This window comes from Hafnia sp. HMSC23F03 (genome assembly GCF_001816025.1).
Lineage (GTDB): Bacteria > Pseudomonadota > Gammaproteobacteria > Enterobacterales > Enterobacteriaceae > Hafnia > Hafnia paralvei.
Genome location: NZ_KV824234.1, coordinates 33754 through 57410 on the forward strand (window position 1 = coordinate 33754; position 23657 = coordinate 57410).

18 protein-coding genes are annotated in these 23657 nt (G+C 49.4%); 4 read left to right on the top strand and 14 right to left on the bottom strand.

Annotated elements, in window-relative coordinates; all coding sequences use genetic code 11:
* Nucleotides 1–636 precede the first annotated feature (636 nt).
* The 13 genes from HMPREF3091_RS16755 to HMPREF3091_RS16815 form a co-directional block, all read right to left on the bottom strand.
* Nucleotides 637–1458, bottom strand: a complete 822-nt coding sequence (locus tag HMPREF3091_RS16755) for a heme ABC transporter ATP-binding protein (RefSeq protein ID WP_070717264.1) — start codon at nucleotides 1456–1458, stop codon at nucleotides 637–639.
* On the bottom strand, nucleotides 1451–2452 hold the full coding sequence (locus HMPREF3091_RS16760) for a FecCD family ABC transporter permease (protein WP_070717267.1): 1002 nt from the start codon (nucleotides 2450–2452) through the stop codon (nucleotides 1451–1453). Before HMPREF3091_RS16760 ends, HMPREF3091_RS16755 begins: the two co-directional genes overlap by 8 nt.
* Nucleotides 2449–3288, bottom strand: coding sequence for a heme/hemin ABC transporter substrate-binding protein (locus HMPREF3091_RS16765; protein ID WP_004089890.1), 840 nt, complete (start codon nucleotides 3286–3288; stop codon nucleotides 2449–2451). The genes HMPREF3091_RS16760 and HMPREF3091_RS16765 overlap by 4 nt, the downstream gene beginning before the upstream one ends.
* A complete protein-coding gene (locus HMPREF3091_RS16770) occupies nucleotides 3285–4322 on the bottom strand; it encodes a hemin-degrading factor (protein WP_070717270.1) in 1038 nt (345 codons plus the stop codon). Before HMPREF3091_RS16770 ends, HMPREF3091_RS16765 begins: the two co-directional genes overlap by 4 nt.
* A gap of 124 nt (nucleotides 4323–4446) precedes the next feature.
* Nucleotides 4447–6567 carry a TonB-dependent hemoglobin/transferrin/lactoferrin family receptor gene (locus HMPREF3091_RS16775; protein WP_020303755.1) on the bottom strand — a complete coding sequence of 707 codons (2121 nt, stop codon included), beginning with the start codon at nucleotides 6565–6567 and terminating at the stop codon, nucleotides 4447–4449.
* Between the two features lie 116 nt (nucleotides 6568–6683).
* Nucleotides 6684–6887, bottom strand: coding sequence for a hemin uptake protein HemP (gene hemP / locus HMPREF3091_RS16780; RefSeq protein ID WP_004089883.1), 204 nt, complete (start codon nucleotides 6885–6887; stop codon nucleotides 6684–6686).
* A gap of 113 nt (nucleotides 6888–7000) precedes the next feature.
* Nucleotides 7001–7618, bottom strand: a complete 618-nt coding sequence (locus tag HMPREF3091_RS16785; protein ID WP_070717272.1) for an NAD(P)H-binding protein — start codon at nucleotides 7616–7618, stop codon at nucleotides 7001–7003.
* On the bottom strand, nucleotides 7615–8139 hold the full coding sequence (hutX, locus tag HMPREF3091_RS16790) for a heme utilization cystosolic carrier protein HutX (protein ID WP_004089881.1): 525 nt from the start codon (nucleotides 8137–8139) through the stop codon (nucleotides 7615–7617). Before hutX ends, HMPREF3091_RS16785 begins: the two co-directional genes overlap by 4 nt.
* Nucleotides 8136–9464: a heme anaerobic degradation radical SAM methyltransferase ChuW/HutW gene (gene hutW, locus HMPREF3091_RS16795; RefSeq protein WP_070717275.1), complete on the bottom strand. Its 1329-nt coding sequence runs from the start codon at nucleotides 9462–9464 to the stop codon at nucleotides 8136–8138. The genes hutX and hutW overlap by 4 nt, the downstream gene beginning before the upstream one ends.
* A 195-nt stretch (nucleotides 9465–9659) precedes the next feature.
* On the bottom strand, nucleotides 9660–10715 hold the full coding sequence (locus HMPREF3091_RS16800) for a 3-deoxy-7-phosphoheptulonate synthase (RefSeq protein WP_035502439.1): 1056 nt from the start codon (nucleotides 10713–10715) through the stop codon (nucleotides 9660–9662).
* Nucleotides 10716–10974: 259 nt separating this feature from the next.
* The gene (locus HMPREF3091_RS16805) at nucleotides 10975–11796 is read right to left on the bottom strand and encodes a posphoenolpyruvate synthetase regulatory kinase/phosphorylase PpsR (protein ID WP_004089878.1); all 822 of its coding nucleotides are present in this window, start codon (nucleotides 11794–11796) and stop codon (nucleotides 10975–10977) included.
* A 120-nt stretch (nucleotides 11797–11916) separates the two neighbouring features.
* A complete protein-coding gene (locus HMPREF3091_RS16810; RefSeq protein WP_004089875.1) occupies nucleotides 11917–12264 on the bottom strand; it encodes a DUF3024 domain-containing protein in 348 nt (115 codons plus the stop codon).
* A gap of 378 nt (nucleotides 12265–12642) precedes the next feature.
* Nucleotides 12643–13509, bottom strand: a complete 867-nt coding sequence (locus HMPREF3091_RS16815) for a beta-1,6-N-acetylglucosaminyltransferase (protein ID WP_070717279.1) — start codon at nucleotides 13507–13509, stop codon at nucleotides 12643–12645.
* 581 nt (nucleotides 13510–14090) lie between these two features.
* On the opposite strand from HMPREF3091_RS16815, the gene ppsA reads away from it, so the two are divergent.
* Complete coding sequence (ppsA, locus tag HMPREF3091_RS16820; protein WP_070717282.1) at nucleotides 14091–16466, top strand: phosphoenolpyruvate synthase; 2376 nt, start codon at nucleotides 14091–14093, stop codon at nucleotides 16464–16466.
* A gap of 544 nt (nucleotides 16467–17010) precedes the next feature.
* Here the strand turns inward: ppsA and ydiK are convergent.
* On the bottom strand, nucleotides 17011–18111 hold the full coding sequence (ydiK, locus tag HMPREF3091_RS16825; RefSeq protein ID WP_004089866.1) for an AI-2E family transporter YdiK: 1101 nt from the start codon (nucleotides 18109–18111) through the stop codon (nucleotides 17011–17013).
* A gap of 688 nt (nucleotides 18112–18799) precedes the next feature.
* Here ydiK and HMPREF3091_RS16830 point away from each other — a divergent pair.
* From HMPREF3091_RS16830 to zntB, 3 genes are all read left to right on the top strand, one after another.
* Complete coding sequence (locus tag HMPREF3091_RS16830; protein WP_070717285.1) at nucleotides 18800–21856, top strand: D-2-hydroxyglutarate dehydrogenase YdiJ; 3057 nt, start codon at nucleotides 18800–18802, stop codon at nucleotides 21854–21856.
* Nucleotides 21853–22272 (top strand): 1,4-dihydroxy-2-naphthoyl-CoA hydrolase, encoded by a 420-nt coding sequence (menI, locus tag HMPREF3091_RS16835; protein WP_004089858.1) that lies wholly within the window; start codon nucleotides 21853–21855, stop codon nucleotides 22270–22272. Before HMPREF3091_RS16830 ends, menI begins: the two co-directional genes overlap by 4 nt.
* Nucleotides 22273–22425: 153 nt before the next feature.
* The gene (zntB, locus tag HMPREF3091_RS16840; protein ID WP_070717287.1) at nucleotides 22426–23418 is read left to right on the top strand and encodes a zinc transporter ZntB; all 993 of its coding nucleotides are present in this window, start codon (nucleotides 22426–22428) and stop codon (nucleotides 23416–23418) included.
* Nucleotides 23419–23657: the final 239 nt, after the last annotated feature.

Genomic DNA, 23657 nt, shown 5'->3' on the forward strand with positions numbered 1-23657 from the left:
AATGCGTCAGAACCTTTTTATGTAAAAATGGTGAGTGGTTTCGTCCGCCAGTTAGCATTTATGTATCTATGACACCGCTGGCGTAGGCGTCCGACGAGAGGTTACCAGCGCGTAACCTCTCGACTCTCGCGCTTTTTACCGCGTCGCTTGGCCGACCGGTCTCGGAGCGTACATCCTGTACGCCCTCGACCTACCGCCATCTTTCCTGATGGCGGTTCTATCATGCATTTCATCTAACATGAAAAGACAAAACAATATTGTTTTGTACTTTGTCTTTATTTTTTTAATTGTTTAAGTCTTGGTAGGGAGAGCCGCCGATACAGGGATGTATCGGCGGAGTTTGGGGCGCCCTGGATGGGCGATACCAAACCGGAGCGGAGATGGCGTCTCGGATAAAAGCGCGCGAGTTGAGAGCCCCCGCGCAACGGGGCTCTCATCGGTCGCCTACGCCAGCAAGCTCATGGAAACACATTAACTGACTGGCGAACGAAACATTTCACTGTGATTCCATAGAATAATGACGTCCCAAGCCGGAGCAACGCATCTGCTGACCGGTAAACGAAACATTACACCGTTGCCCTATAAAAGATCGGATGGCTAGCAACACCATCACCACAAAATCCATTCAACCACACGTTAGCGCCGCAGATATACCTGTGGTTCCCCGCATTCCGGATGTGGCATTACCCCTAAATCGGCGTGATACCAGCGGGTGAGGGTGTCATCGCTGAGCACTTCTTGCGGCGTTCCCTGAGCGACCAATTGGCCTTGGTGCAGTAGCAGGATGCGATCTGCGTACAGCGCCGCTAAGTTCAGGTCGTGCAAAATACAGCAAACGCCAAGAGGCTCACTACGCGTGAGCGATTTCAGCAACCGTAGCGTTTGCTGCTGGTGGTAGAGATCGAGTGCCGAGGTGGGTTCATCCAAAAATAGCCAGCGGGGCTGTGGTTCAGGCTGCCAAAGCTGGGCTAGTACGCGAGCGAGTTGAACGCGTTGCTGTTCACCGCCGGACAGCGCCCGATAATCTCGATCGGCAAGAACATCGCAGCCGGTTTGTGCCATCACATGCTCAACGGCGCGCTGATTATGTTCTCCGCCACGACCTTGATTCGGGTAAGGGGAGCGCCCCATCGCCACCACTTCCCGTACGCTAAAGGCAAAGGCGAGATCGCTGTGTTGACGCATAACGGCACGCGTACGCGCTAACTGGCGGGGGCTCCATTTATCGAGCGGCTGCTGTTGTAGTTCACAGTGGCCTTCGCTCGGGGGCAAAAAACCGGTCAGCAAACGCATCAGCGTAGATTTCCCGGCACCGTTAGGGCCGATAATCGCCACCATTTCTCCGCTGTGTAAAGAGAGCGACACCTGCTTAATGAGTCGGCGTTGTCCCAGATGGTAGCTGATGCTATGCGCTTGTAACTCAGGAGGCGTTAGCTGAATTTCGGAAGGTTTATCCAACGTTAAACTCCTTTTGACGCAGAATCAGCCATAAAAAGTAAGGGCCGCCGATCAGGCTGGTTAGCATACCTACGGGCATTTCAGCGGGTGAAACTAGCGTACGCGCCAATGTATCTGCGGTTAACAACAAGCAAGCACCACCTAGCGCTGAACAAGGTAACAACCAGCGGTGGTCTGCGCCTAAACGCATTCTCACCAGATGCGGAATAACTAAGCCGATAAAGCCGATAACCCCACTAACGGCTACTGCAGCACCGACTAATACCGCGCTCAGTAGCAGCAGTTGGCGCTTGGTTTTTGCCACATTAATCCCTAAATAGTGAGCTTCTTCATCGCCGAGCTGTAGAAGATTGAGACGGCGAGCCATCAGTAGTGCAGCCGCGCTGGCGGGAAGTATCAGTGAAGTGGCTGCCAGCAAGGTTCCCCACTGTGCTTGGCCTAAACTGCCCATACTCCACAGTGAAAATTGGCGTAGCTGCTGGTCATTGCTGATATAGCTGAGAACGCCAACCAATGCAAAGCAGAGTGCGTTGATAGCAATACCTGCCAGCAGTAGACGGGATAAAGAGCCGTGCCCACCGCGGCTGAGACCGTAGATCAGTAAGGAGATGACCAGACTGCCGCCGAAGGCCGCGAGCATATGGCTATAGAGCGCTAAGGTAGGGGCTAACGTCATGGGCATGACGATGACTAGCGCAACGCACAGTGATGCACCGCTGCTGATGCCTAACAGCGTTGGGTCGGCCAGTGGGTTGCGAAATAGCCCCTGCATGATGGCTCCAGAAACCGCCAACGCAATGCCGACAACCGTGGCGAGTAATACGCGCGGTAGTCGGATATTCAGCCAGACTTGCCACATTGCATCATCCAGCGGTGTTTCCCACAGAGTATGAAATGACAGGCGAAGGGCTCCCATATTGGCCGAGCCTAACCCGAGCGCCAGCAAAAGGACGATGAGGACGCTGAATGCAATGCGTGGCGATACTTTTGTCATCTCTGTGCTCGCTCCGCTGCCTGACGCAATGCCGCTAATGCTTCAGGTGTTTTTAAGCTAAAGCCGAGCAAAGCCATATCATCAACGACGAGGATCTGTTTGTTTTTAGCCGCAGGCGTCAGCGCCATGCCGGGTAATTCCCAGACTTTGTTCACGTTGCCTAAGGTTTTAAATCCATCGGTGGTCAACAAGATCAAATCTGGCGCACTTGCTACAACGCCTTCCTGTGAGAGGGGGCGATAACGAGAAAAACCTTGCATGGCGTTTTGCGCGCCGCTGGCTTTAATAATCGCGTCGGCTGCAGTGTCTTGCCCAGCCGCCATCGGCGTCATTCCACCGTGACTGAGAATAAACAACACCTTGGTTTTGAGTGGCGTATGAGGAATGGCGGCGAGCTGCTGCTCGTATTTTTGAGTCACTTCCGCGCCTTGTTTTTCTAAATTCAGTGCGCTCGCGACCTGCTGGATTTTGTGTGGAACATTTTCAAGAGAAGCTTCCCCACTGACAGGAACGACTTTCACGCCGACATCAGCAATCTGACGCAGCACGAGTGAGGGCTCCGCCAGTTCCGTCGCTAGCACCATTGTCGGCTTGAGCGAAAGAATGCCTTCCGCATTGAGTTGGCGCATATAGCCCACATCAGGAAGTTTTTTGGCTGCGGGGAGGGTACTGGTGGTATCTCTGGCAACCAGACGATCGCCGGCGCCTAGCGCATAAACAATTTCGGTGACGTCACCGCCGACGCTAACGATGCGGTCGGCTGCGACGGCGTTCATAGAGAATACAACCATCAGCGGTGCAGAAAGCACCGCCGCAAGGCGGCGGGCTAATGTCATGCGGCAACTCCATTCAGACGTGGTAAACCATTGATCTGGGTACGCCACTGTTCTTGTTCTGGCTGGCCTTCGGTACGCTGGCCAAACAGTTGGGCGATCTGAGTGCCATCTTCGGCGAAAAGCTCCAGACTCGTGACGAAACCATCTTTAGTCGGTTTGCGGGTGATCCAGCTTTCTGCAATCGCGGTTTCAATCAGATGCAGGGTAAAGCGGGAGTTAAAGATATTAATCCACTCATGGTGTGGCACCACGCGCTCAATTTTACCGGTGAAAATTTGTACGCAACCGCGATTACCCACAAAGACCATGATCTCGTTCTGGTCTTCTTTAGCGGTATTGAGCAGATGGGTTAGGGCGCTGTTGTCTACTCGGTAAGCTAAATCATCACCCACGGCAGCGAAGGCTTGCTGACGTGACAGATTATGGCGACCCAGTAGCTGGAAGAATTGGTGAACATCGGTCATGGCGCGCCATTCACTATCAATAACGGCGTTGTCGATGTGGCTATTTTTTGTTTCCGGCTGTGCCGGTTTGATCTCTAACGCTGGGTTTTCGTCGCTGACGAAACGGCCAATCAGATCATTCCATGCGGCCATATCAGTATTCGGCGTCGTGTAGACTTTATGTAGCGCATCGCCTTGAGCATCGAAGAATTGCACGCTGTGACGTTCACCGTTGCGGCTCTCTTCGGTTAATGTGAACGCGCTGCTCCAATGCTGAAGGAACAAGCGCAGATCGATGCTGCCTGGGTTCAGAATTAACCCCGCGTGACCGTGCAGGTGTTGGTTTTCGTAACTGCCTAGTTGTTCATGAACGGCGTATTCGTTACGCGTGATGGCCTTAACTTCGCCAACGGATTCTAATGCAGCCAGCAGAGTACGGGCATCGGCATTCAGACGACGTGCGCCGTGACCAACGCGGGCGTGCGTCAGCTCGGCCTCGCTGACATTCAGGATTGCCGCCAGATCTCGGGCATATTTTCCGCTGTTCTGCTCTTTGGCAGCCAGGTATTGCTCGTATAATGCAGATGTCATTTTGTCTTCCTTTTTATGGTGTTACAGGGTGCTTAAATGAATCAAATCAATGAGTGGTGCTACAGATACAAATGAGAAACCTCCCCCTAAACAGGGAGAGGTTGGAAACGCGTCGGAACCGCGATTACCACTGGTAGCTCACCAGCAGTTTTCCGTTAATACCATCCTGAATCACACCTTGTGATGAGTAGTATTCTTTGTCGAAGGCGTTACCCAGAACGACGCTTGTGGTCATGCCGTTGAATGAATCTTTGCCTTTGTAGCTAACGTAGAAATCGTTCACGCCGTAGCCAGCTTGTGGTGCGGTTCCGGCATTAACCTGATTGTTACGATCTGCGAAGGTACCGACCCAGCCTACGGAGAAACCGGTGGTGCTAATAGGCACGTTCACTTGGCTAGTGACGGTGTCTGGATTGATGTTATCTAGCCATTCTCCGGTTTTCTGATCTTTACCACGTGTACGGTTGTAGGCCAGACTCCAATCGAACCAGTCTGTTTGGTACTCCATCGCAGCATCCCAGCCCCAGATTTTGGCTCGGTCAATGTTGGTTGACGTAGTGCTGCAATCGATACAGCCGAATCGACCGTTAACAAAGCCCATATCCATCGTGACCTGGGTTTTGATGTAGTCCTTGGCTTTGGTACCGAAGTAACTTGATTTGAACTTCAGGGAGTCATTGGCCATCAGCACGTCGTCAAAGCGCAGACCAAAGCCAACTTCTTGGGTTTCATTGGTTTCAGGCTTCAGATTTGGATTTGGCTTCCAATAGTTCGCCATTCCTGGGCCCATTTGGAAGTGCAGGGCGTCGTTATACATTTCGCCCATCGTTGGCGCGCGGAATGCTTGGGCATAGCTACCGAAGATCATCAACCAGTCGGTTGGGTTAATGGTCATTGCGGCACGCGATGACCACTTGTCGGCATTAACATCATCGTAGCCGTCGCTGCTACCTTTATAATTGTCGTAGCGAGTACCGGCTACAATATCGACGGGTAAGTCGCGCAGCGTGATTTCATCCTGCAACCAGCCAGAAGCAAATTTGATATCCGCCTGTGGGAAACCAGTGGTCGCGCCGCCTGGCGTCTGCTTCTGTTTGTAGGCTTCTGTACCGTAAGTCAGCAAGTGAGAGGCAAAGCTGTCGGCAAACAGACGGCTACGGTTTTCCAGTTTGGCTCCGTTCGTGGTTTGCTTGCGCTCTTCGTAGGATGTCCCTGTTGGGCTCGCGTTAATTTTCACTTCAGAGGTATAGCCGGTCAGCGTGGCATCGAGCCAGTCTTGACCCACCGGTTTCAGTTTGTAGGTCGCCTGCGCATCGCGCTGAATAGTGGAGCGGTCGGTCATGACATTGCCGGTGCCCGCATTTTCTGTCTGAGGGTTTTTAGGTTCACGCGCGGCATTGTTGTAATAACGCAAATCACCGGACAACGACTGGTTTTCGTCAATTGTCCACGTTCCTTTGGTGAGAACGTTGCTGATGGTTTCATCATTCGGTGAATTAAAGCCGTTACTCATGCGCAAGTTACCGCGGTCGCGGGTGCTAAATGAGATAATGCCGTCTAAATCATCGGTTTTTCCGTATGCGCTCGCGCCCATGCCGAGGCTGTGATCCTGTGTGCCTGCAGTGCCAAATACGCGATAACCCGTATTTTTGCCCGGCATCAGCAGGTCTGCGGCATCGACGGTTTCGTAAGAGATTACGCCACCCAATGCGCCGCTGCCGTACAGTAATGCTCCTGGACCACGTACCACTTCGACGCGTTTGATAAGCGCGGGATCAAGGAAGGTACCGTTTAGATGTCCAGTATCTGTGCCTTGGCGAACGCCATCAACCAGAACCAAAACGCCGCGACGATCGTAGCCGCGCATGCTGATATCTTGCCCATTAGCACGGCTACCGCCAGAAATGGTTACACCCGGAATATGGCGCAGCATGTCGGGGGCCGAGCTAGCAGTCATCGTTTCTGGATCGTTGTTTTCCAGAACAGACACCATCATTGGCGCTTCAAAGCTGTCACGTTCGTTGCCTGTTGCGGTGACGGTCATGACGCTTTGCTGGCGGTTGCTGTCTTTGCCACCCGCAGGCGTGTTTCCAGTGTAAGCAATTTCTTGAGACGTGGAGCTAGCGGGAGTATCAACCAATGTATCCGCATGAGCGAATAAAGGTAGGGCGCAAGCCACAGCGATGCTTAAGCGGGAAGGACTAAAGGTTGAACGAGCCAGCCTGGCGCGGGTGGAACAAGACATGGGGCAACACTCCGTATGTATTAAAACATAGCATCAGGGCTGCTGGCTGCCTTGCCTAATAAAAGGCTGGGTGGCTGGCAAAATTAATGTTTGGATTAAAGTTAATGGTGTACTGATTACTTGGTCAGGATCAGTTTGCCTGATTTTGTTTGGCGCAGTTGATACTGTTCGCCTTGGTGCTGAATAATGACTTTTCCCTCGTCGCCTAACAGTGCGTGACTGTCAATCGTTGCCGCAGCCGAGGTATATAGCGTAGGGCTTTGGTGAGTCGACAAATTCAGCAAATCAACGGATTGAGGATCAATATTCGGCTTTTCCATATGCGCTCTTTCTTACAAATAGTAAGTGAATGTTAATTGTTATCACAATGAGAATCATTATCATGAAATGCGCTGAGCACAGCAAGATATTTTTGCAAAAAATGTGAACCTTTTTATGGTTTCAGCATCGGGTCAATCAGCGCGAAGATTTTCCCGTATGAACTTTCATCATCTATTCGCTTTTGAATAAGCAAGGCAACGTCAGCACGGCGGATAAGGCCATGAGCCTCACCCTGAACACATTGGCCGTTTCCGGTTGCTTCGCCGTTGAAGAGTCCACCTGGGCGTAAAATACAGCTTTGTAGCTGACTGGTTTGCAGCCAGCATTCCGCCAGTGATTTCTCACGCACCGCTTGTCCAAAGGCTTTTTTGGCACGTTCAGAGAGGGTGGGCCAACTATCGCCACAGCCAATAGAGGTGACTAGCATCATATGGGTGAGGCCGCAGCGCTCAGCGGTATCAATGATCAGTCGATTCCCCAGATAGTCGCCTTCACGGCTGCCTAACGTAGAGACAATTCGAGCTTTTTCGCCTGCCATCTGACAGATTTTTTCAACCTGATCCGCGTTGAGTGCATCGCCTTCAAGCACCGTTATACCTTTTTTGCGTAGAGTGTCGGCCTGCTCTGGGTTTCTGACGAGTGCAAAAATAGGGCGCTTTTCTTGTAGGCCCAAAGTGACCAGTTCGGCGCCGACGCCGCTACCTGCACCGAAGATTAACCAAGGTGTCATACGCAAGACTCCAGCTTTGTTGCAATCTTGCTAGATAACGCACGGAAGGCGTCTAACTGTTCGGTCAGCAGCTTGCGGTGGCTATCGCGGCCAACAAAAATTTTCATCATGGCGCGGCCAGCCTCGTTAATGAACCAGACTGATGCAGTGTCCATTCCCATAAATGGGCGTTCGACCAGTGCGATATGTTGGCAATGGGTGGCGCGAATGTGGCCGCTGAGGCCCTTTTTACCGCGTAAGTTAAAGAAACCATGGCGATGAGTACCGGTGGGTAATTCGCCATGAAACTCAAGGATCAAGTCATCATTGTTGACCAGCGTCGTGACGTCTCCCCATTGGGTGATTTCATCCCAAACCGTGTCAAACTGTGTGCCGTCGAAAATCTGCGCACCCGGCGTTAAACGGATAACGTCTAACGGAGTGACGTTGTAACGTTTGGCGATATCTTCAACCGTGCCGTCTGGGTTAGTGCTTAGGTACGCCATTAAATCGTGTTGTTGTGCTGAAGAGGGAGTGCTCATGCTGTTGGCTCCAAAATAGGTTGCTTGGTTTCTAATAGTTGAGGGACGAGAGTTTGCAGTGCCTGCATAATGTTGCTAGCCCAGAAACGGCCCGCGGGAGTCAGGAGAAAACGAGTTCCGTTAACCTGCATGAGGCCGCATTTTTGCCATTGTTGCAGTAATGGAAGGAGCGGTGATGGATTGGAAAGTACGCGTTTAAGGTCAAAATATCCCACCTCGATACCGCCTTGCAGCGTCAAACGCCAGCGGTGCTGCTCGCTGCGTGACGTCATCATCATGATTGGCTTACGCCCTTCATCAAGCTTTTGATAATAACGTTCAAGGCTGCGTTCCATCATATAAGACTGACCGTCGATATTTCCGCCAGCACAGCTGCCAAAAGCAAGACAGTCCGCCCCTTGTTTGATCAGCAGGTTGTACAGATTACGCTCCCTTGTGGTGCGCGCCCAATGGCTGTTACTGAGCTGACGCCAGCCTTCATCGGCTAAAAAGGCTTCTCCCGTGAGGTAAAAATCTCGGCGTTGAGTGACGTCGGGGAGCGTCACGCGTTTGTTTTCTACGGCCTTTCCCAACGGAGTAGAAGGCAGCAGGTTTAACGCATAGAGGTCAACGCCGTCTAACGGTAGATCGCTGACGATGTCGAGATCGTTTTGCCAGTCCTGCATGGTCTGTTCTGGCAGACCAAACATCAGGTCGCACACCACGGCCGCGCGATCGCGTTCAGCCAATTGGCGCATAAACGCAACGGCTTCTTCGCCAGTAGCTCGACGCCCCATACGCTGACGGATGCGGGTATTGAAGGTTTGAATACCGATCGAAAAGCGGTTTGCTCCGGCTTCAAGGCAGGCATCGACGCGTTCGTCATCAAAGTTGAGAATACGTCCTTCAACGGTGATTTCACAGTCTGGAGCCAACGGAAGCAGGCGTTTCAGCGTGCTGATAATACGGTTTAGCTGAGTCGCAGACAGCGCGGTCGGTGTGCCTCCGCCAAAATAGATCGCGTGGATAGGCGCAGACTGATGAAGCGGGCTGGAAGCCTCCATTTCAATTTCGCGCACCAGATAGTCGCAATATTGCTCGGTTGCTTCTGCTTCCAGTTTATTTTGATAGAAACCGCAGAATTTGCAGTGTGTCGCACAGAAGGGAATATGCAGGTACAGCAGGCGCTTATTCGCCTCGACGCTGCTATTCAGGATGCTTTGCCAGTGCTGATCAACGCTTTCTGGCGAGACTGGCTTTTGATTTCGCCATGGCATGGTTGCCCATCGGTCACGGAAAGGGATGCCTTCTTCCGCGGCGAAATAGGGCGCTAGATCCAAATACATGCGCAAATTTCCTTGGTGACTTTTTTGATAAAGGCCGACATTAAATGATAATCATAATCATTTGATCAACAGGGAAATCACTATAGAATGATCTACGTCAAAACGAAATGATAATTAATACCAATATGATTAAGGCGTAGTCAGGCGAAAAAAAACCGGCGCAATGGCCGGTTCATGAAGACGATGGGGCGTGAATTAGGATGATGACAGCCGAGCGCTAACGGCATCGGCCAACAACTCGAGTAATGTCTCGGTATCTTTCCAGCTCAAACACGGATCGGTGATTGACTGGCCATAGGTAAGAGCTTGTCCCGGAACATTTTTCTGCGTTCCTTCGACTAAGAAACTTTCTGCCATGACGCCTACGATAGCCTGTGACCCATCGCGGATTTGTTGTCCGACATTGGCGGCCACGTCTAGCTGACGACGGTGCATTTTTTGGCAGTTACCATGGCTGAAGTCGATAACCAAATGCTCAGGCAAATCAAACTCACGCAGGCTGTCGCAGGCGCTGGCGATGTCATCGGCGTGATAGTTCGGCGTTTTACCGCCGCGCATAATGATATGCCCGTAGGGATTGCCGCTGGTTTGGTAGATGGTCATCTGGCCATGCTTATCTGGGGATAAGAACATATGGCTAGAGCGCGCCGCACGGATGGCATCAATCGCAATACGTGTATTACCGTCGGTACCATTTTTGAAACCTACCGGACAGGAGAGCGCTGACGCCATCTCGCGATGGATTTGGCTTTCGGTGGTGCGTGCACCGATAGCGCCCCAACTGATCAGATCGGCGATATATTGACCGGTCACCATATCAAGGAACTCGGTGGCGGTTGGTACGCCTAATTCGTTCACCTTCAATAGTAGTTCACGAGCTAAGCGAATGCCGTGATTGACGCGGTATGAGCCATTGAGATCGGGGTCGGAAATTAATCCTTTCCAGCCAATCACCGTGCGCGGTTTTTCAAAATAGGTCCGCATGACAATTTCCAAGCGGTCTTGGTATTTGTCACGCATTGCTGATAAACGCTGGGCGTAATCAATGGCAGCATTGATATCATGGATCGAGCAGGGGCCAACGATAACCAGTAGGCGTTTATCATCACCACTGAGTATTTGTTCAATTCGCTTACGTGACGCTGTCACGTTTTCTGCGACCTGCAATCCAACAGGCAGTTGCTGCGCCAGTTCTTCAGGCGTAACAAGGGTGTCGATGCGCGCGGTTCGCAATTCATCGGTCTTGTGCATAACCATCTCTAAATCTGTTCTTCGCTACGGCAGGAGTACCGGGAAGTGATGACGATCACAATAAAGCAATTGACAAACAAATCAATAGCGGGCTGTTCATTTTATGTACGAATGGCGTACTTTTTTACTAGTACATGTGTACAAAATGATTGGGTGTGTGTTTTTAACACAAAATAACGATGTAGGTATGAGGGGAAAATATCAAATTAATAACGCACAGAAACCACTATCCTGTGCGTATCTAGCGATGTGATTAGCGCTAATACATCCGTCTGCTCAAACCTAAAGTATCGAGGATCTTAGTGGCAATCTCTTCAACTGAGTGATTAGTGGTGTTGAGGTAGCGGATCTGATTTTTGCGATACAGCGCTTCTACTTCAGCTAATTCTAAGCGGCACTGGCGCATGGAGGCATAGCGGCTGTTTTCGCGGCGTCCTTCACGAATTGCGGCTAGACGATCTGGGTTTATCGTTAAGCCGAAGAGTTTATGCTGATGTGCCTTAAGCGCTGGAGGCAGCTGTAGGTTATCCATATCGTCGGCGGTGAACGGGTAGTTTGCCGCACGGATACCAAACTGCATGGCGAGATAAAGACTGGTGGGGGTTTTTCCACATCGGGAAACGCCGAGCAGAATGACTTGCGCTTGGTCGAGGTTACGTAGCGAAATGCCGTCGTCGTGCGCTAACGTATAATCAATGGCGGCGATACGAGCATCGTATTTCAGCAAGTTATGTTCGGTTAAACCGTGCGTCAGATTTGCGACGTGCACGGGGCTCATGCCCAGTTCGTCCTGTAAAGGGGCGACCAGAGAACGGACGATATCCTGACAAAAACCTTCACTGCTGTGAATGATTTCACGAATTTTTGGCGAGACAATCGAGTAGAACACCAGCGGGCGAGAGCCGGTGCGATGATAGATATCATTAATTTGCTGACACACGGCTTCAGCGCGCGTTTCAGTTTCAACAAAGGGTAAGGTAAAAGAGGTGATATCGACGGGGAATTGCGAGAGCACCGCGTGTCCGAGAACCTCGGCGGTGATTGCCGTACCATCTGAAATATAAAATACGCTTCTTTCCACTCCGCGCTCCTGTAGGGACTTTCTTGTATTGTTCCTACTCTAGCGCACTCACATTTTATTTACATATTTTATATTTCAAACTGGTGGCATCGATCCGGCTTTGTGCTTTTTGTTGAGAACTTAGCCGAAGAAGCAGCCAAATTCATCGCGATCGACAATGCGCATGGCGATGCTGAAAGAAGGAACGGTGTCATCTTGATAGAGGTGCCATTCAGCGTTTGGGCGCATCCAGTAGAGTGTCCACTGTTTGGTATCTTCGACGTAGGTAATTTTTATCGATGGATGTTCAACCATCTTGGATTTCTTACTGTCGTCGGTGGCATGTAACTCATAAATGTCGATGTCATGACCTTTGATGCGGTACTGAAGGTCTGATTCGTGTCGCATATTTTCAGCAGGACGGCGTTTAGACAAAAACAGATCCATGCAGCGGGTGATATCTTGAAGCTCTGATTCAGTGAAAATCATGGTATTAACCTTAAAGCGATGAGCATACTAATTTAGTGAGCATCCTGACTTGGGAGACCGTCTATAGTGACGCTATGCCTATTTGCGTATACCCACATCGTTGACGTTGAATCGGTAGTTGGTTTGTCGCCTCGGTAAGGAGAGCCACAGATTACTGATACAAAACCAAGGATTTGGGGTATGGTTAAAAAACTGAAGAGGCCAACAATTTAGGAAATAGGCCTGAAGCTCGTGTAAAAATGGTATTTTAACCAAACATAAGGGAAATCATGAGAATAATGGGAATAGTCTCATTATTTCACCCCATGTAGGTGCATAAAAATACGTTTATTTGAGCAAAAAAGCAAATTCTCTGGCAGGGATAGCGCTGTCAACGATTTAAATTATGCTTTTAGCCGGGATAAAATTCTGCGGCGTCGTGATGTGCTTTTCCAAAATAGTTAAAATGTCGCTATCAATCGTTTCATCAAATTTTCTAGCAAAAAGATTTTTGCTGGAACATAAGTGTTTTTCATCCAGAGCCGTGAAGTCGCGGGGTCTAAGCTTAATATCTCCCATCGGGATCCAGTCAATAGCCCTTTTATCGTCATTGATAACGCTAGGGGGATAAGAGGTATTCATCAATACAGTTTGGAAGAAACCTTCGTCTGCGATCAGCGAATGGCGATAAAAATCACGAAATTTCTTAATTTCATCGCTGTGAGTGACAAATTCACAAAACTCACGACATAAAATCATCCACTGATTGCCAATATAGGGGGTGACATCTTTCATAAATGGCCGGTTTTTGGAAGGCACTTCAGTGATGTTACGTCCTGATTCCTCGACATATTTTTCTATTCGATGCATGGTTTCTGGGCGGGTGTCTTTTTGATTAGACATTTTTATAAAGTTACGGCCTTTATTCTTTATTAGAAACTGACAAATATTTTCTTGGGATTGTAGCGGGAAATCTTGACCACTCAAGTTAATGAAAAACTCCCAAGAGTTGCTTTTTTCTAACAGCATTTTCATGCCGCGTAATTCAGCGTCCACTAAGCTATAGCCGCCCCAGTTGGCATCCATACTTTCTATTAAAGATGCATTGGGGTATTCGCTTAGAAATTGATGGATATCTTGATGAGTCTCTTCACTTGAGCTTTTATCTATATGGACAACATATTGGTTATCCGCATGATAAATGGCTTTAAAGAGTCGTTTAAATTGGTTCGGATAGCGGTGGACCAGCAGAAAATAGGCAAGCATAGAAATTCCTTGGTGAGAATTAAATTCTATTAAACAGACGAAAAACATAGTGCTTCGTTATGATTCGTATGCACATAAAGAAAATGAAAATTAAAAAATCTGATGGATGTTAAATGCTAGAACACGTTGGGGAGATATTCACAACAGCCGGGTCGTGAAAATATTAATGATGGCAGGGATTTATTCTTCTGGCTGATGATAGAGCAACTTAACACCGATGTAAGGTAATAGCTATTTATAAATACAACGCTTATTTAGGGGGCAGATCGACACGCGTTGAGACTCTGCGCTGCAGAGGTATTGGCTGTGGTGTGCAAAAAAAGTGTATGGACATAATAACTATAGTAATCGTTTGCTTGTGAAGAATCGATTGTCCTTGGTTTTGCTCTGGTTATTAGCTGACGGATTTCAGCTTGTCAGAGTAAAAAAGTGCGGTTTGAAGAAAATTCATGATATTTACCAATAGGTGGATCGATTCACCTGTCTTGGCGAAACCTCACATTGTGCTAGTCTGAAAACGCCGAATTTGCGGCCACAATTATTTTCTGTACCCATCTTTGAATGTGAAAAGGATTGTCTCGATGTCTAGTAACGGCCCTGACTTGCATAACGTGCTTTGGTACAACCAGCTCGGAATGCACGATGTTGATCGGGTGGGGGGCAAAAATGCCTCTCTGGGTGAAATGATCACCAATCTGTCTGAGCTTGGTGTTTCCGTGCCGAATGGTTTTGCAACCACAGCACAAGCGTTCAATGATTTTCTCGAACAAAGCGGTGTTAATCAGCGTATTTATGAATTGCTGGATAAGACAGATATCGATGACGTTGCACAACTGGCTAAAGCGGGCGCACAGATCCGCCAGTGGGTCGTTGAAACGCCATTTACGCCTGAGCTTGAGCGTGACATTCGTAGCGCATATCAACAGCTCGCCCAAGACAATGCGGATGCCTCTTTCGCCGTGCGCTCTTCGGCCACCGCTGAAGATATGCCAGATGCATCGTTTGCTGGCCAGCAAGAAACTTTCCTTAACGTTCAGGGTATTGAAGCCGTCATGGTCGCGGTGAAGCATGTCTTCGCTTCGCTGTTTAACGACCGTGCGATCTCCTACCGCGTACACCAAGGGTACGATCATCGCGGCGTCGCACTGTCTGCGGGCGTACAACTGATGGTGCGCTCGGATCTGGCTGCTGCTGGTGTCATGTTCACCATTGATACTGAGTCTGGTTTTGACCAAGTCGTGTTTATCACGTCGGCCTATGGCTTAGGTGAAATGGTGGTGCAGGGCGCGGTCAACCCAGATGAATTTTATGTGCATAAGCCAACGCTGCAAAAAGGCAAACCCGCGATTGTGCGTAGAACCATGGGCTCGAAGAAAATTCGTATGGTGTATGCCGATAGCCAAGAGCACGGTAAGCAGGTACGCATTGAAGATGTTGAAGAGGCGGCGCGCAATCGTTTCAGTTTGAACGATCACGAAGTTGAGCAATTGGCTCATCAGGCTTTGATGATTGAGAAACACTATGGCCGCCCGATGGATATCGAATGGGCCAAAGATGGCCATACCGGTAAGCTGTATATCGTGCAAGCGCGTCCAGAAACCGTTCGTTCTAACGAACAGGTGATGGAACGTTATCAACTGACAGGACATAGCGAAGTATTGACCGAAGGCCGTGCTATCGGCCACCGCATTGGTGCAGGTCCGGTTAAGGTGATTCATGATATCAGCGAGATGAACCGCATCGAGCCGGGTGATGTGTTGGTTACCGATATGACCGATCCCGATTGGGAGCCGATCATGAAGAAAGCGTCGGCAATCGTGACTAACCGTGGTGGGCGCACCTGCCATGCGGCGATTATCGCTCGTGAACTAGGTATTCCAGCCGTCGTTGGCTGCGGTGATGCAACCGATCACTTAAAATACGGTCAGAAAGTGACGGTCTCCTGCGCAGAGGGTGACACGGGCTATGTTTACAGCGACATGCTGGACTTCACGGTGCATAGCTCTCAGGTATCGACGATGCCGGAACTGCCGCTGAAAATTATGATGAATATCGGCAATCCCGATCGCGCTTTCGATTTTGCTCGTTTGCCAAACGAAGGTGTGGGGTTAGCCCGTCTAGAATTTATCATTAACCGTATGATCGGTGTACATCCGCGCGCGCTGTTGGAGTTTGATCAGCAAGATGCTGAAACACAGGCTGAAATCAAGCAGATGATGCAGGGCTATGATAGCCCGGTTGAGTTCTACGTGGGCCGTTTGACGGAAGGCATCGCTACTTTGGCGGCCGCTTTCTGGCCAAAACGCGTTATCGTGCGTCTGTCCGACTTTAAGTCTAATGAATATGCCAATCTGGTGGGCGGTGAGCGCTATGAGCCGCATGAAGAGAACCCGATGCTGGGCTTCCGTGGAGCAGGTCGCTATGTCGCTGACAGCTTCAAAGATTGCTTTGCGTTAGAGTGCGCCGCAGTGAAGCGTGTGCGCAACGATATGGGGCTGACTAACGTCGAAGTCATGATCCCGTTTGTTCGTACCGTTGCACAGGCAGAGGCCGTGGTGAATCAACTCGCGTCCGAGGGCTTAAAGCGCGGTGAGAACGGTTTGAAAGTCATCATGATGTGCGAGATTCCGTCGAATGCGTTGCTTGCTGACCAGTTCCTTGAGTATTTCGATGGTTTCTCTATCGGCTCCAATGATATGACTCAGCTTACGCTTGGCTTAGATCGTGACTCCGGCGTTGTTTCCGAACTGTTTGACGAACGTAATGAGGCAGTGAAAGCGTTGCTCTCTATGGCGATACGAGCAGCGAAAGCACAAGGGAAATATGTGGGTATTTGTGGTCAAGGTCCATCGGATCATGAAGATTTTGCACGCTGGCTGATGGACGAAGGTATTGATAGTTTGTCCTTAAATCCTGATACCGTTGTTCAAACGTGGATTAATTTGTCAGAGAAATAGATTTGCATATTAATTATACGTAATTATTTCTGAGCGGCTGCTAAATACAGCCGCTTTTTTTTGCTTAATTTCGTAAAGGCGCAGGTAAAAATAGAGGGGTTAGTAAGAAAATGATTGATTATTCATCGATCAAAAAAGAATAAAAAAAAAGCCCATCATAGGGTGATGGGCAAAGACTACACACAGCAATTCGGTAAGAAGTGACGCTTGAACAAGCGGCTCCTTTAGGGGTACTTAGCAATCTAAGTTACTGAACATGATAGGTATCATGACTTGCATCGTCATTAAGAATCATCTGAATAACATTGAAGTCATATTATATAACGAATTATCAGGATAACGACAATGACTTTTACGCCGAGAATTAAGATTATTCCCTAAAGGCTGAAAAATTAGGCAATAATATAAAAGGAAAATACTTATTTATTATTTATTAAGCGGACAACTTGAGGATATTCTTAAATTCATGGTTTAAAAACACGAATTATCTTATTAATTAAAAACGGGGCCATTGGCCCCGTGATAGTTTATATATAAAAATATATTATAATTGATCAAGTTCCTTAGCCACTTGCTCTGCATCTTTGCTTGGCTCAGGGGCTTCGTGAACCCATGCCGAGACCAGACGATACGAGACGGCAAGAACCACTGGACCAATGAATAGGCCAATCATACCGAAGGCTAGCAGCCCACCGATAACACCAGACAAAATGAGGATCATGGGGAGATCTGCGCCCATACGGATGAGCGCTGGGCGAAGGAAATTGTCCAGCGTACCGACCACACAACTCCAGACGAGCAATACGGTGCCCCATGTTGTATCACCGGTCCAGTAGAGCCAGATGATAGCAGGGACTAGCACCAGCAATGGGCCTAGCTGTGCCAGACAACAAATGAACATTAAGACCGTGAGCAGCGTGGCATAACCGATACCGCTGATAGCCAAGCCAATCCCGCCAAGAACGGATTGTACTAATGCAGTGACCACCACACCAAGAGCAACAGCTCGGATAGCCTGAGCGGCCAATACAACGGCGGCATCGCCACGGTCAGAGCCTAAACGGACTGCAAAATGTCGGATGCCTAAGGCGACGTCTTCACCACGGCTATATAAAAGTGCGCTAAATAACAGCATCAGCGAACAATGCAACACAAAAGAGCCTACGTGAGCTGCCTGTGCGACAAACCACGTGATGGTTTGTCCGATATAGGGTTGTATTTTGGCAATGATGATACTGCCGCCACCCGCTAACATTGAGTGCCAACTGTTATAGAGTTTATGCCCGACCGCAGGAATGCTTTTTAGCCAGAGTAGGTCTGGAACTGACCAGTTTTTAGCGGAAGAGGCCCATTCTAAAACAGGACCGCTATTATCAATTAGGCTGCCAATCACTAAAGCGATAGGAATAATAAAAAGCAGAAGAAGTAAGATCGTCATCAGGAGTACGGCTATCCAGCGCTTACCCCAAAATATGTTCTGTAGCTTAATAAGCACTGGCCAAGTGGCAATAACAATCATGCTTGCCCAAGCGAATCCAAGAATAAATGGTCTCACTACCCAAAGGCAGGCAACTATCATGAGGGATACAAACAAAACCCCAAACATAATGCGGGGTAAGTCGTATTTGTACTGCGAATTATACATTTGAAATCCATCCTAAAATAGAACATTGAGTTCCCTATGCCTATGATGAACTATCATCGACAAAAACCCTAGCGCCTCGATGTATGCAAGCATAGCAGTTGGATGTTATTTGAGCGTGGATATTCAATTAATTAACAGAAAAACCCACTGGGATACGATCGACAGTGGGGGCAGAGCAGAAAAGATAACTTAGAGGGTGGTGAAATAATGAGCGATAAAGGCGATCACCGTAGCAGCAGTAAATAACTGTGCAACAAATTCGATGGACGTTTTAGGGAAATACATCAGTGAACTCACTCAATAGCGATAACCAGAGTTGCAGTATCTATTTCGAATCTTAACGAAACATTAAGACATCGCCGTGAGCGGTTTTTTTTGTCGGTTTGCTTTTTCCATCAACATAAAGCTCGGAGAATAGTGCGCATAGGGAGCGAAATCGTTTGCATGCTTGCAATCGCTTTGTTAGTAAAAGGTAAATTTTGTTTAGGTCACCATCGGCATCCACGCATTTTTTGTGATAGCTTCTTAAGGCTCGTATTTTTTGTCTGAGGCAAAAATGCGTATAAATAATAAAAAAGGATGAATCTGCCTTTCAGGTTCAGGAACTGCGTACAGGCGCAGATGGTTTGAATGTGAGCACGCTTTGATAACTCTTATTTGATAAGCATCCATGACAGGGTCGAGACGGATGATCCCACAAATTTCACAGGCACCAGGACTCGTTCAACTGGTGCTGGATTTCTTGCAGTCACTGAAGGACGGCGGTTTTACCGGCGATACTGATACGAGTTATGCCGCGCGTCTGACAATGGCGACGGACAATAGTATTTACCAGCTTTTACCTGATGCGGTACTTTTTCCTCGTTCTACGCCGGATGTTGCGCTTATCGCGAGATTGGCCTGCGAAGAGCGCTACCGCACGCTGGTCTTTACTCCGCGCGGTGGCGGAACGGGCACCAACGGGCAGTCGCTCAATCGCGGTATTGTGGTGGATATGTCTCGTTACATGAATCGCATTTTGGAGATCAATCCGCAGGAAGGTTGGGTAAGAGTGGAAGCTGGGGTGATTAAAGATCAGCTGAATCAATATTTAAAACCCTATGGTTACTTCTTTGCACCTGAGCTCTCCACCAGCAACCGCGCTACGCTGGGCGGCATGATCAATACCGATGCCTCAGGGCAGGGGTCACTGGTTTACGGCAAAACATCCGATCACGTTTTGGCCTTGCGCACGGTTCTATTAGGTGGCGAATTGCTCGATACCGCGCCTATCCCCGTCGAGTTAGCGGAAAAGCTGGCGCAGACTGGCACTAAGAGCGGCAGTATCTACCGTGCGGTGCTGGATTCCTGTCGTGATAATCGTGCGTTGATTATTGAAAAGTTTCCCGTCCTAAACCGTTTCTTGACCGGTTACGACCTGCGTCACGTATTCAGCGACGATTTACAGACTTTCGATCTGACTCGCATTGTTACTGGTTCGGAAGGAACGTTGACCTTTGTTACCGAAGCCAAGTTGGATATCACGCCGATCCCGAAGGTGCGGCGCTTGGTCAACATCAAATATGACTCCTTTGATTCCGCGCTACGTAACGCACCTTATATGGTTGAAGCTAAAGCGCTGTCGGTTGAAACCGTCGATTCTCGGGTGTTGAATCTGGCTCGTGAAGATATCGTTTGGCACTCGGTTAGCGAACTGATTCTTGATGTCCCTGATAAAGAGATGCTTGGCTTAAATATCGTTGAGTTTGCTGGGGATGATGCCGCGTTGATTGACGGGCGTGTTGCGGCGCTGTGTCAGCGCATGGATGAGCTAATGGCCACGCAGCAGGCCGGCGTCATTGGATATCAGGTTTGCGAAGAACTCGCTGGCATTGAGCGAATCTATGCGATGCGCAAAAAAGCCGTGGGGCTGCTGGGGAATGCCAAAGGACAAGCGAAGCCCATTCCTTTTGTCGAAGACACCTGCGTGCCGCCACAGCATCTGGCCGACTATATTGCCGAATTCCGCGCTTTACTCGATAGCCATCAACTGACCTATGGCATGTTTGGGCACGTAGATGCTGGCGTGCTACACGTACGTCCTGCTTTAGATATGTGCGATCCTCAGCAGGAAATGCTGATGAAAACGTTATCGGATAAAGTTGTAGAACTGACGGCCAAATACGGCGGGCTTTTGTGGGGCGAACATGGCAAAGGTTTTCGTGCCCAGTACAGCCCGGCATTTTTTGGTGAGGCGTTATTTACTGAACTGCGTCGCGTCAAAGCGGCGTTCGATCCAGACAACCGATTAAATCCGGGCAAAATTTGTCCTCCTTTGGGATGCGATGAACCGATGATGCAGGTCGATGCTGCCAAACGAGGCACCTTCGACCGCCGCATTCCGCTTGAGGTACGCAGTGAATTTCGCGGCGCGATGGAGTGTAACGGTAACGGCCTGTGCTTTAACTTTGATGTTCGCAGTCCGATGTGTCCTTCGATGAAAATCACCGGCGACCGTATCCATTCACCAAAAGGACGAGCAACGTTGGTACGTGAATGGCTGCGTTTGCTTTCGGAGCAGGGCGTAGACCCGCTAACGCTGGAACAAACGTTGGGTGAGCAGTCTACCGTGCGTGCGATGATCGAAAAAACGCGTAATACGTGGCATGCGAAAAAGGGTGAGTACGATTTCTCCCATGAGGTGAAAGAGGCGATGTCGGGCTGTTTGGCCTGCAAAGCATGCTCGACACAGTGCCCGATAAAAATTGACGTGCCGGGTTTCCGTTCGCGTTTTCTTCAGTTGTATCACACTCGCTATCTGCGTCCGGTGCGAGATTATCTGGTCGCGGGCGTGGAAAGTTATACGCCGCTCATGGCTAAAGCGCCGAAGGTGTTTAACTTCTTCTTTAGCCAGCCGTGGCTGCGTAAGATGAGTGAAAAGCGTATTGGTATGGTGGATTTGCCACTGCTATCTACGCCAACGCTCAAACAGTCGTTGGCTGGGCACATCGCTTACCAAACCACATTAGAACAGTTGGAAAAGTTAGGTGAGTCAGATCGCCAGCGGCACGTGCTGATCGTACAAGATCCGTTTACTACCTACTATGATGCGCAGGTAGTGGCTGATTTTGTGCGGCTGGTCGAACGGTTGGGCTTCCAGCCGGTTTTACTGCCGTTCTCGCCGAACGGCAAGGCGCAGCACATTAAAGGCTTCCTGACTCGCTTTGCTAAAACCGCGCAGAAGACGGCTGATTTCCTGAATCGAATTGCGCGGCTGGGGATGCCGATGGTGGGCGTTGATCCCGCGCTAGTACTTTGCTATCGGGATGAATATCGCGAGATTTTAGGTCAGCAGCGCGGTGATTTTAGCGTTCAACTGGTACATGAGTGGCTGCAGAAAGCTTTACCAGAGCCAGAAACATTACCGCCGCAAACCGGTGAGGCATGGTATCTTTTCGGCCATTGCACCGAAACTACGGCGCTTCCAGCCAGCACTCAGCAATGGCAGAAGATCTTTGCTCGCTATGGCGCAACGCTAGAAAATGTCAGCGTTGGATGCTGCGGAATGGCTGGAACCTATGGTCACGAGAGCAAAAATCTGGCTAACTCGCTTGGCATTTATGAGCTGTCTTGGCATCAGGCGCTGCAACGTTTACCTCGCCAACGCTGCCTCGCTCCCGGATATTCTTGCCGTAGTCAGGTCAAACGTATTGAAGGTAACGGGTTACGTCATCCATTACAGGCACTTTTGGAGATTGTTCGATGATTTGGAAACGTGCGGCAACGCTGGAGCAGCTTAATCAGATTGGCCATGATTGTATGGTCGGGCACTTAGACATTCAGATTACCCGAATGGGCGACGATGAGCTGGAAGGCACGATGCCGGTCGATCATCGAACGACTCAGCCTTTTGGGCTGCTGCACGGCGGTGCTTCGGTGGTATTGGCTGAAACGCTAGGCTCGCTGGCGGGATATTTATGCTCCGAAGGTAAACAACAGGTGGTTGGGCTGGAAATCAACGCCAATCACATACGCTCCGTGCGTGAGGGGCGAGTGCGCGGTGTCTGTAAGGCAATACATATTGGCCGCCGCCATCAGGTATGGCAGACCGAGATTTTTGATGAGCAAAACCGTTTATGCTGCACGTCTAGACTGACTACGGCGGTGATTGAAACCGCTTAACGCCAGAATCCATATCTAATACGCCCTTCAGTGCAAACTGCGGGGCGTATTAGTTTACGGATTGGTAAGTATGATAAATTAAACGAAAGTTTAAATTTCAAGACGTTAAGGCTAATATTAGCAACAGTGTTTTGGCTACAAAAAGGGGATGCTGTGACGGACGTTAATGTCATTTCAGGCGAACAATTAAAGATTCAGGATGCGGTTTACGCTTTACAACTCGACGGTAAGGGAGGCAGCGTTCCGGTGACGGATCTGACTCAGGCATCGAGTGAACATCCCTGTTGGCTGCATTTGGATTACGCGCGTGAAGAGAGTCAGAACTGGCTGAATAGTACCTCTTTGCTGCCTGATTCAGTGCGTGAATGCTTGGGCGGTGAAAGCATGCGCCCGCGAGTCACGCGTCTGGGTGACGGCACGATGATTACGCTTCGCAGCATAAACTTCAATAATGATTCCCGCCCAGATCAGCTGGTGGTTATTCGTTTGTACATGACGGATAAGCTGGTGGTATCGACTCGCCATCGCAAGGTTTACGCCATCGATGAAGTGCTGACCGATCTGCAAAACGGGACTGGCCCTGTAAGCAGCGGCGATTTGTTGGTACAGGTGGCCGATGCGCTGACCGATCATGCCAGCGAATTTATTGAAGATCTGCATGACAAAATTATTGATTTAGAAGATAACCTCCTGGATCAGCAAACGCCGGAAAGAGGGCAGCTCGCGCTTATCCGTAAGCAGTTGATTGTTCTACGCCGCTACATGGCGCCGCAGCGTGATGTGTTTGCACGTCTAGCCAGCGAACGTTTGCCGTGGATGACCGATGACGATCGTCGCCGTATGCAGGATATTTCCGATCGCTTAGGTCGAGGATTAGATGATTTAGACGGCAGCATCGCACGTACCGCTATTCTGGCTGACGAAATCTCAAATTTGATGGCGGACGCGATGAACCGTCGCACTTACACGATGTCGCTACTCGCCATGCTGTTCTTGCCGACGACGTTTTTAACCGGTTTGTTTGGCGTTAACCTTGGAGGCATACCGGGGAACACCTCACCCATTGCCTTCGCGACATTTTGCTTTTTGCTAGTTTTATTGTGCGTTTGCGTTGTGGTCTGGTTAAAACGCAGTAAATGGTTATAGTGAGTTATGCTGTAAAATTTTGTGGTAAATCAAATAAATCGGCATGAAAGGGTAAAACAGCCCGCGATATTGAGCCACATCAACATTTATCCTTTAGAGGTAGGGCAAACTTCATTTCGCAGGTGAATGCAACGCCAAGCGATGGGCGTTGCGCTCCATATTGTCTTACTTCCTAATTTTTGAATTATTGCATAGCACATTTAATTCGTAACATGCCGACTTTAGTCGGCATTTTTTTT

Coding starts and splice junctions, on each gene's coding strand:
- hutX (WP_004089881.1), bottom strand. CDS start 8,139: ATGAGCACTCCCTCTTCAGCACAACAACACGATTTAATGGCGTACCTA.
- menI (WP_004089858.1), top strand. CDS start 21,853: ATGATTTGGAAACGTGCGGCAACGCTGGAGCAGCTTAATCAGATTGGC.
- HMPREF3091_RS16830 (WP_070717285.1), top strand. CDS start 18,800: ATGATCCCACAAATTTCACAGGCACCAGGACTCGTTCAACTGGTGCTG.
- HMPREF3091_RS16815 (WP_070717279.1), bottom strand. CDS start 13,509: ATGCTTGCCTATTTTCTGCTGGTCCACCGCTATCCGAACCAATTTAAA.
- HMPREF3091_RS16775 (WP_020303755.1), bottom strand. CDS start 6,567: ATGTCTTGTTCCACCCGCGCCAGGCTGGCTCGTTCAACCTTTAGTCCT.
- HMPREF3091_RS16810 (WP_004089875.1), bottom strand. CDS start 12,264: ATGATTTTCACTGAATCAGAGCTTCAAGATATCACCCGCTGCATGGAT.
- HMPREF3091_RS16800 (WP_035502439.1), bottom strand. CDS start 10,715: ATGCACAAGACCGATGAATTGCGAACCGCGCGCATCGACACCCTTGTT.
- HMPREF3091_RS16765 (WP_004089890.1), bottom strand. CDS start 3,288: ATGACATTAGCCCGCCGCCTTGCGGCGGTGCTTTCTGCACCGCTGATG.
- hutW (WP_070717275.1), bottom strand. CDS start 9,464: ATGTATTTGGATCTAGCGCCCTATTTCGCCGCGGAAGAAGGCATCCCT.
- ydiK (WP_004089866.1), bottom strand. CDS start 18,111: ATGTATAATTCGCAGTACAAATACGACTTACCCCGCATTATGTTTGGG.
- HMPREF3091_RS16760 (WP_070717267.1), bottom strand. CDS start 2,452: ATGACAAAAGTATCGCCACGCATTGCATTCAGCGTCCTCATCGTCCTT.
- hemP (WP_004089883.1), bottom strand. CDS start 6,887: ATGGAAAAGCCGAATATTGATCCTCAATCCGTTGATTTGCTGAATTTG.
- HMPREF3091_RS16785 (WP_070717272.1), bottom strand. CDS start 7,618: ATGACACCTTGGTTAATCTTCGGTGCAGGTAGCGGCGTCGGCGCCGAA.
- HMPREF3091_RS16770 (WP_070717270.1), bottom strand. CDS start 4,322: ATGACATCTGCATTATACGAGCAATACCTGGCTGCCAAAGAGCAGAAC.
- ppsA (WP_070717282.1), top strand. CDS start 14,091: ATGTCTAGTAACGGCCCTGACTTGCATAACGTGCTTTGGTACAACCAG.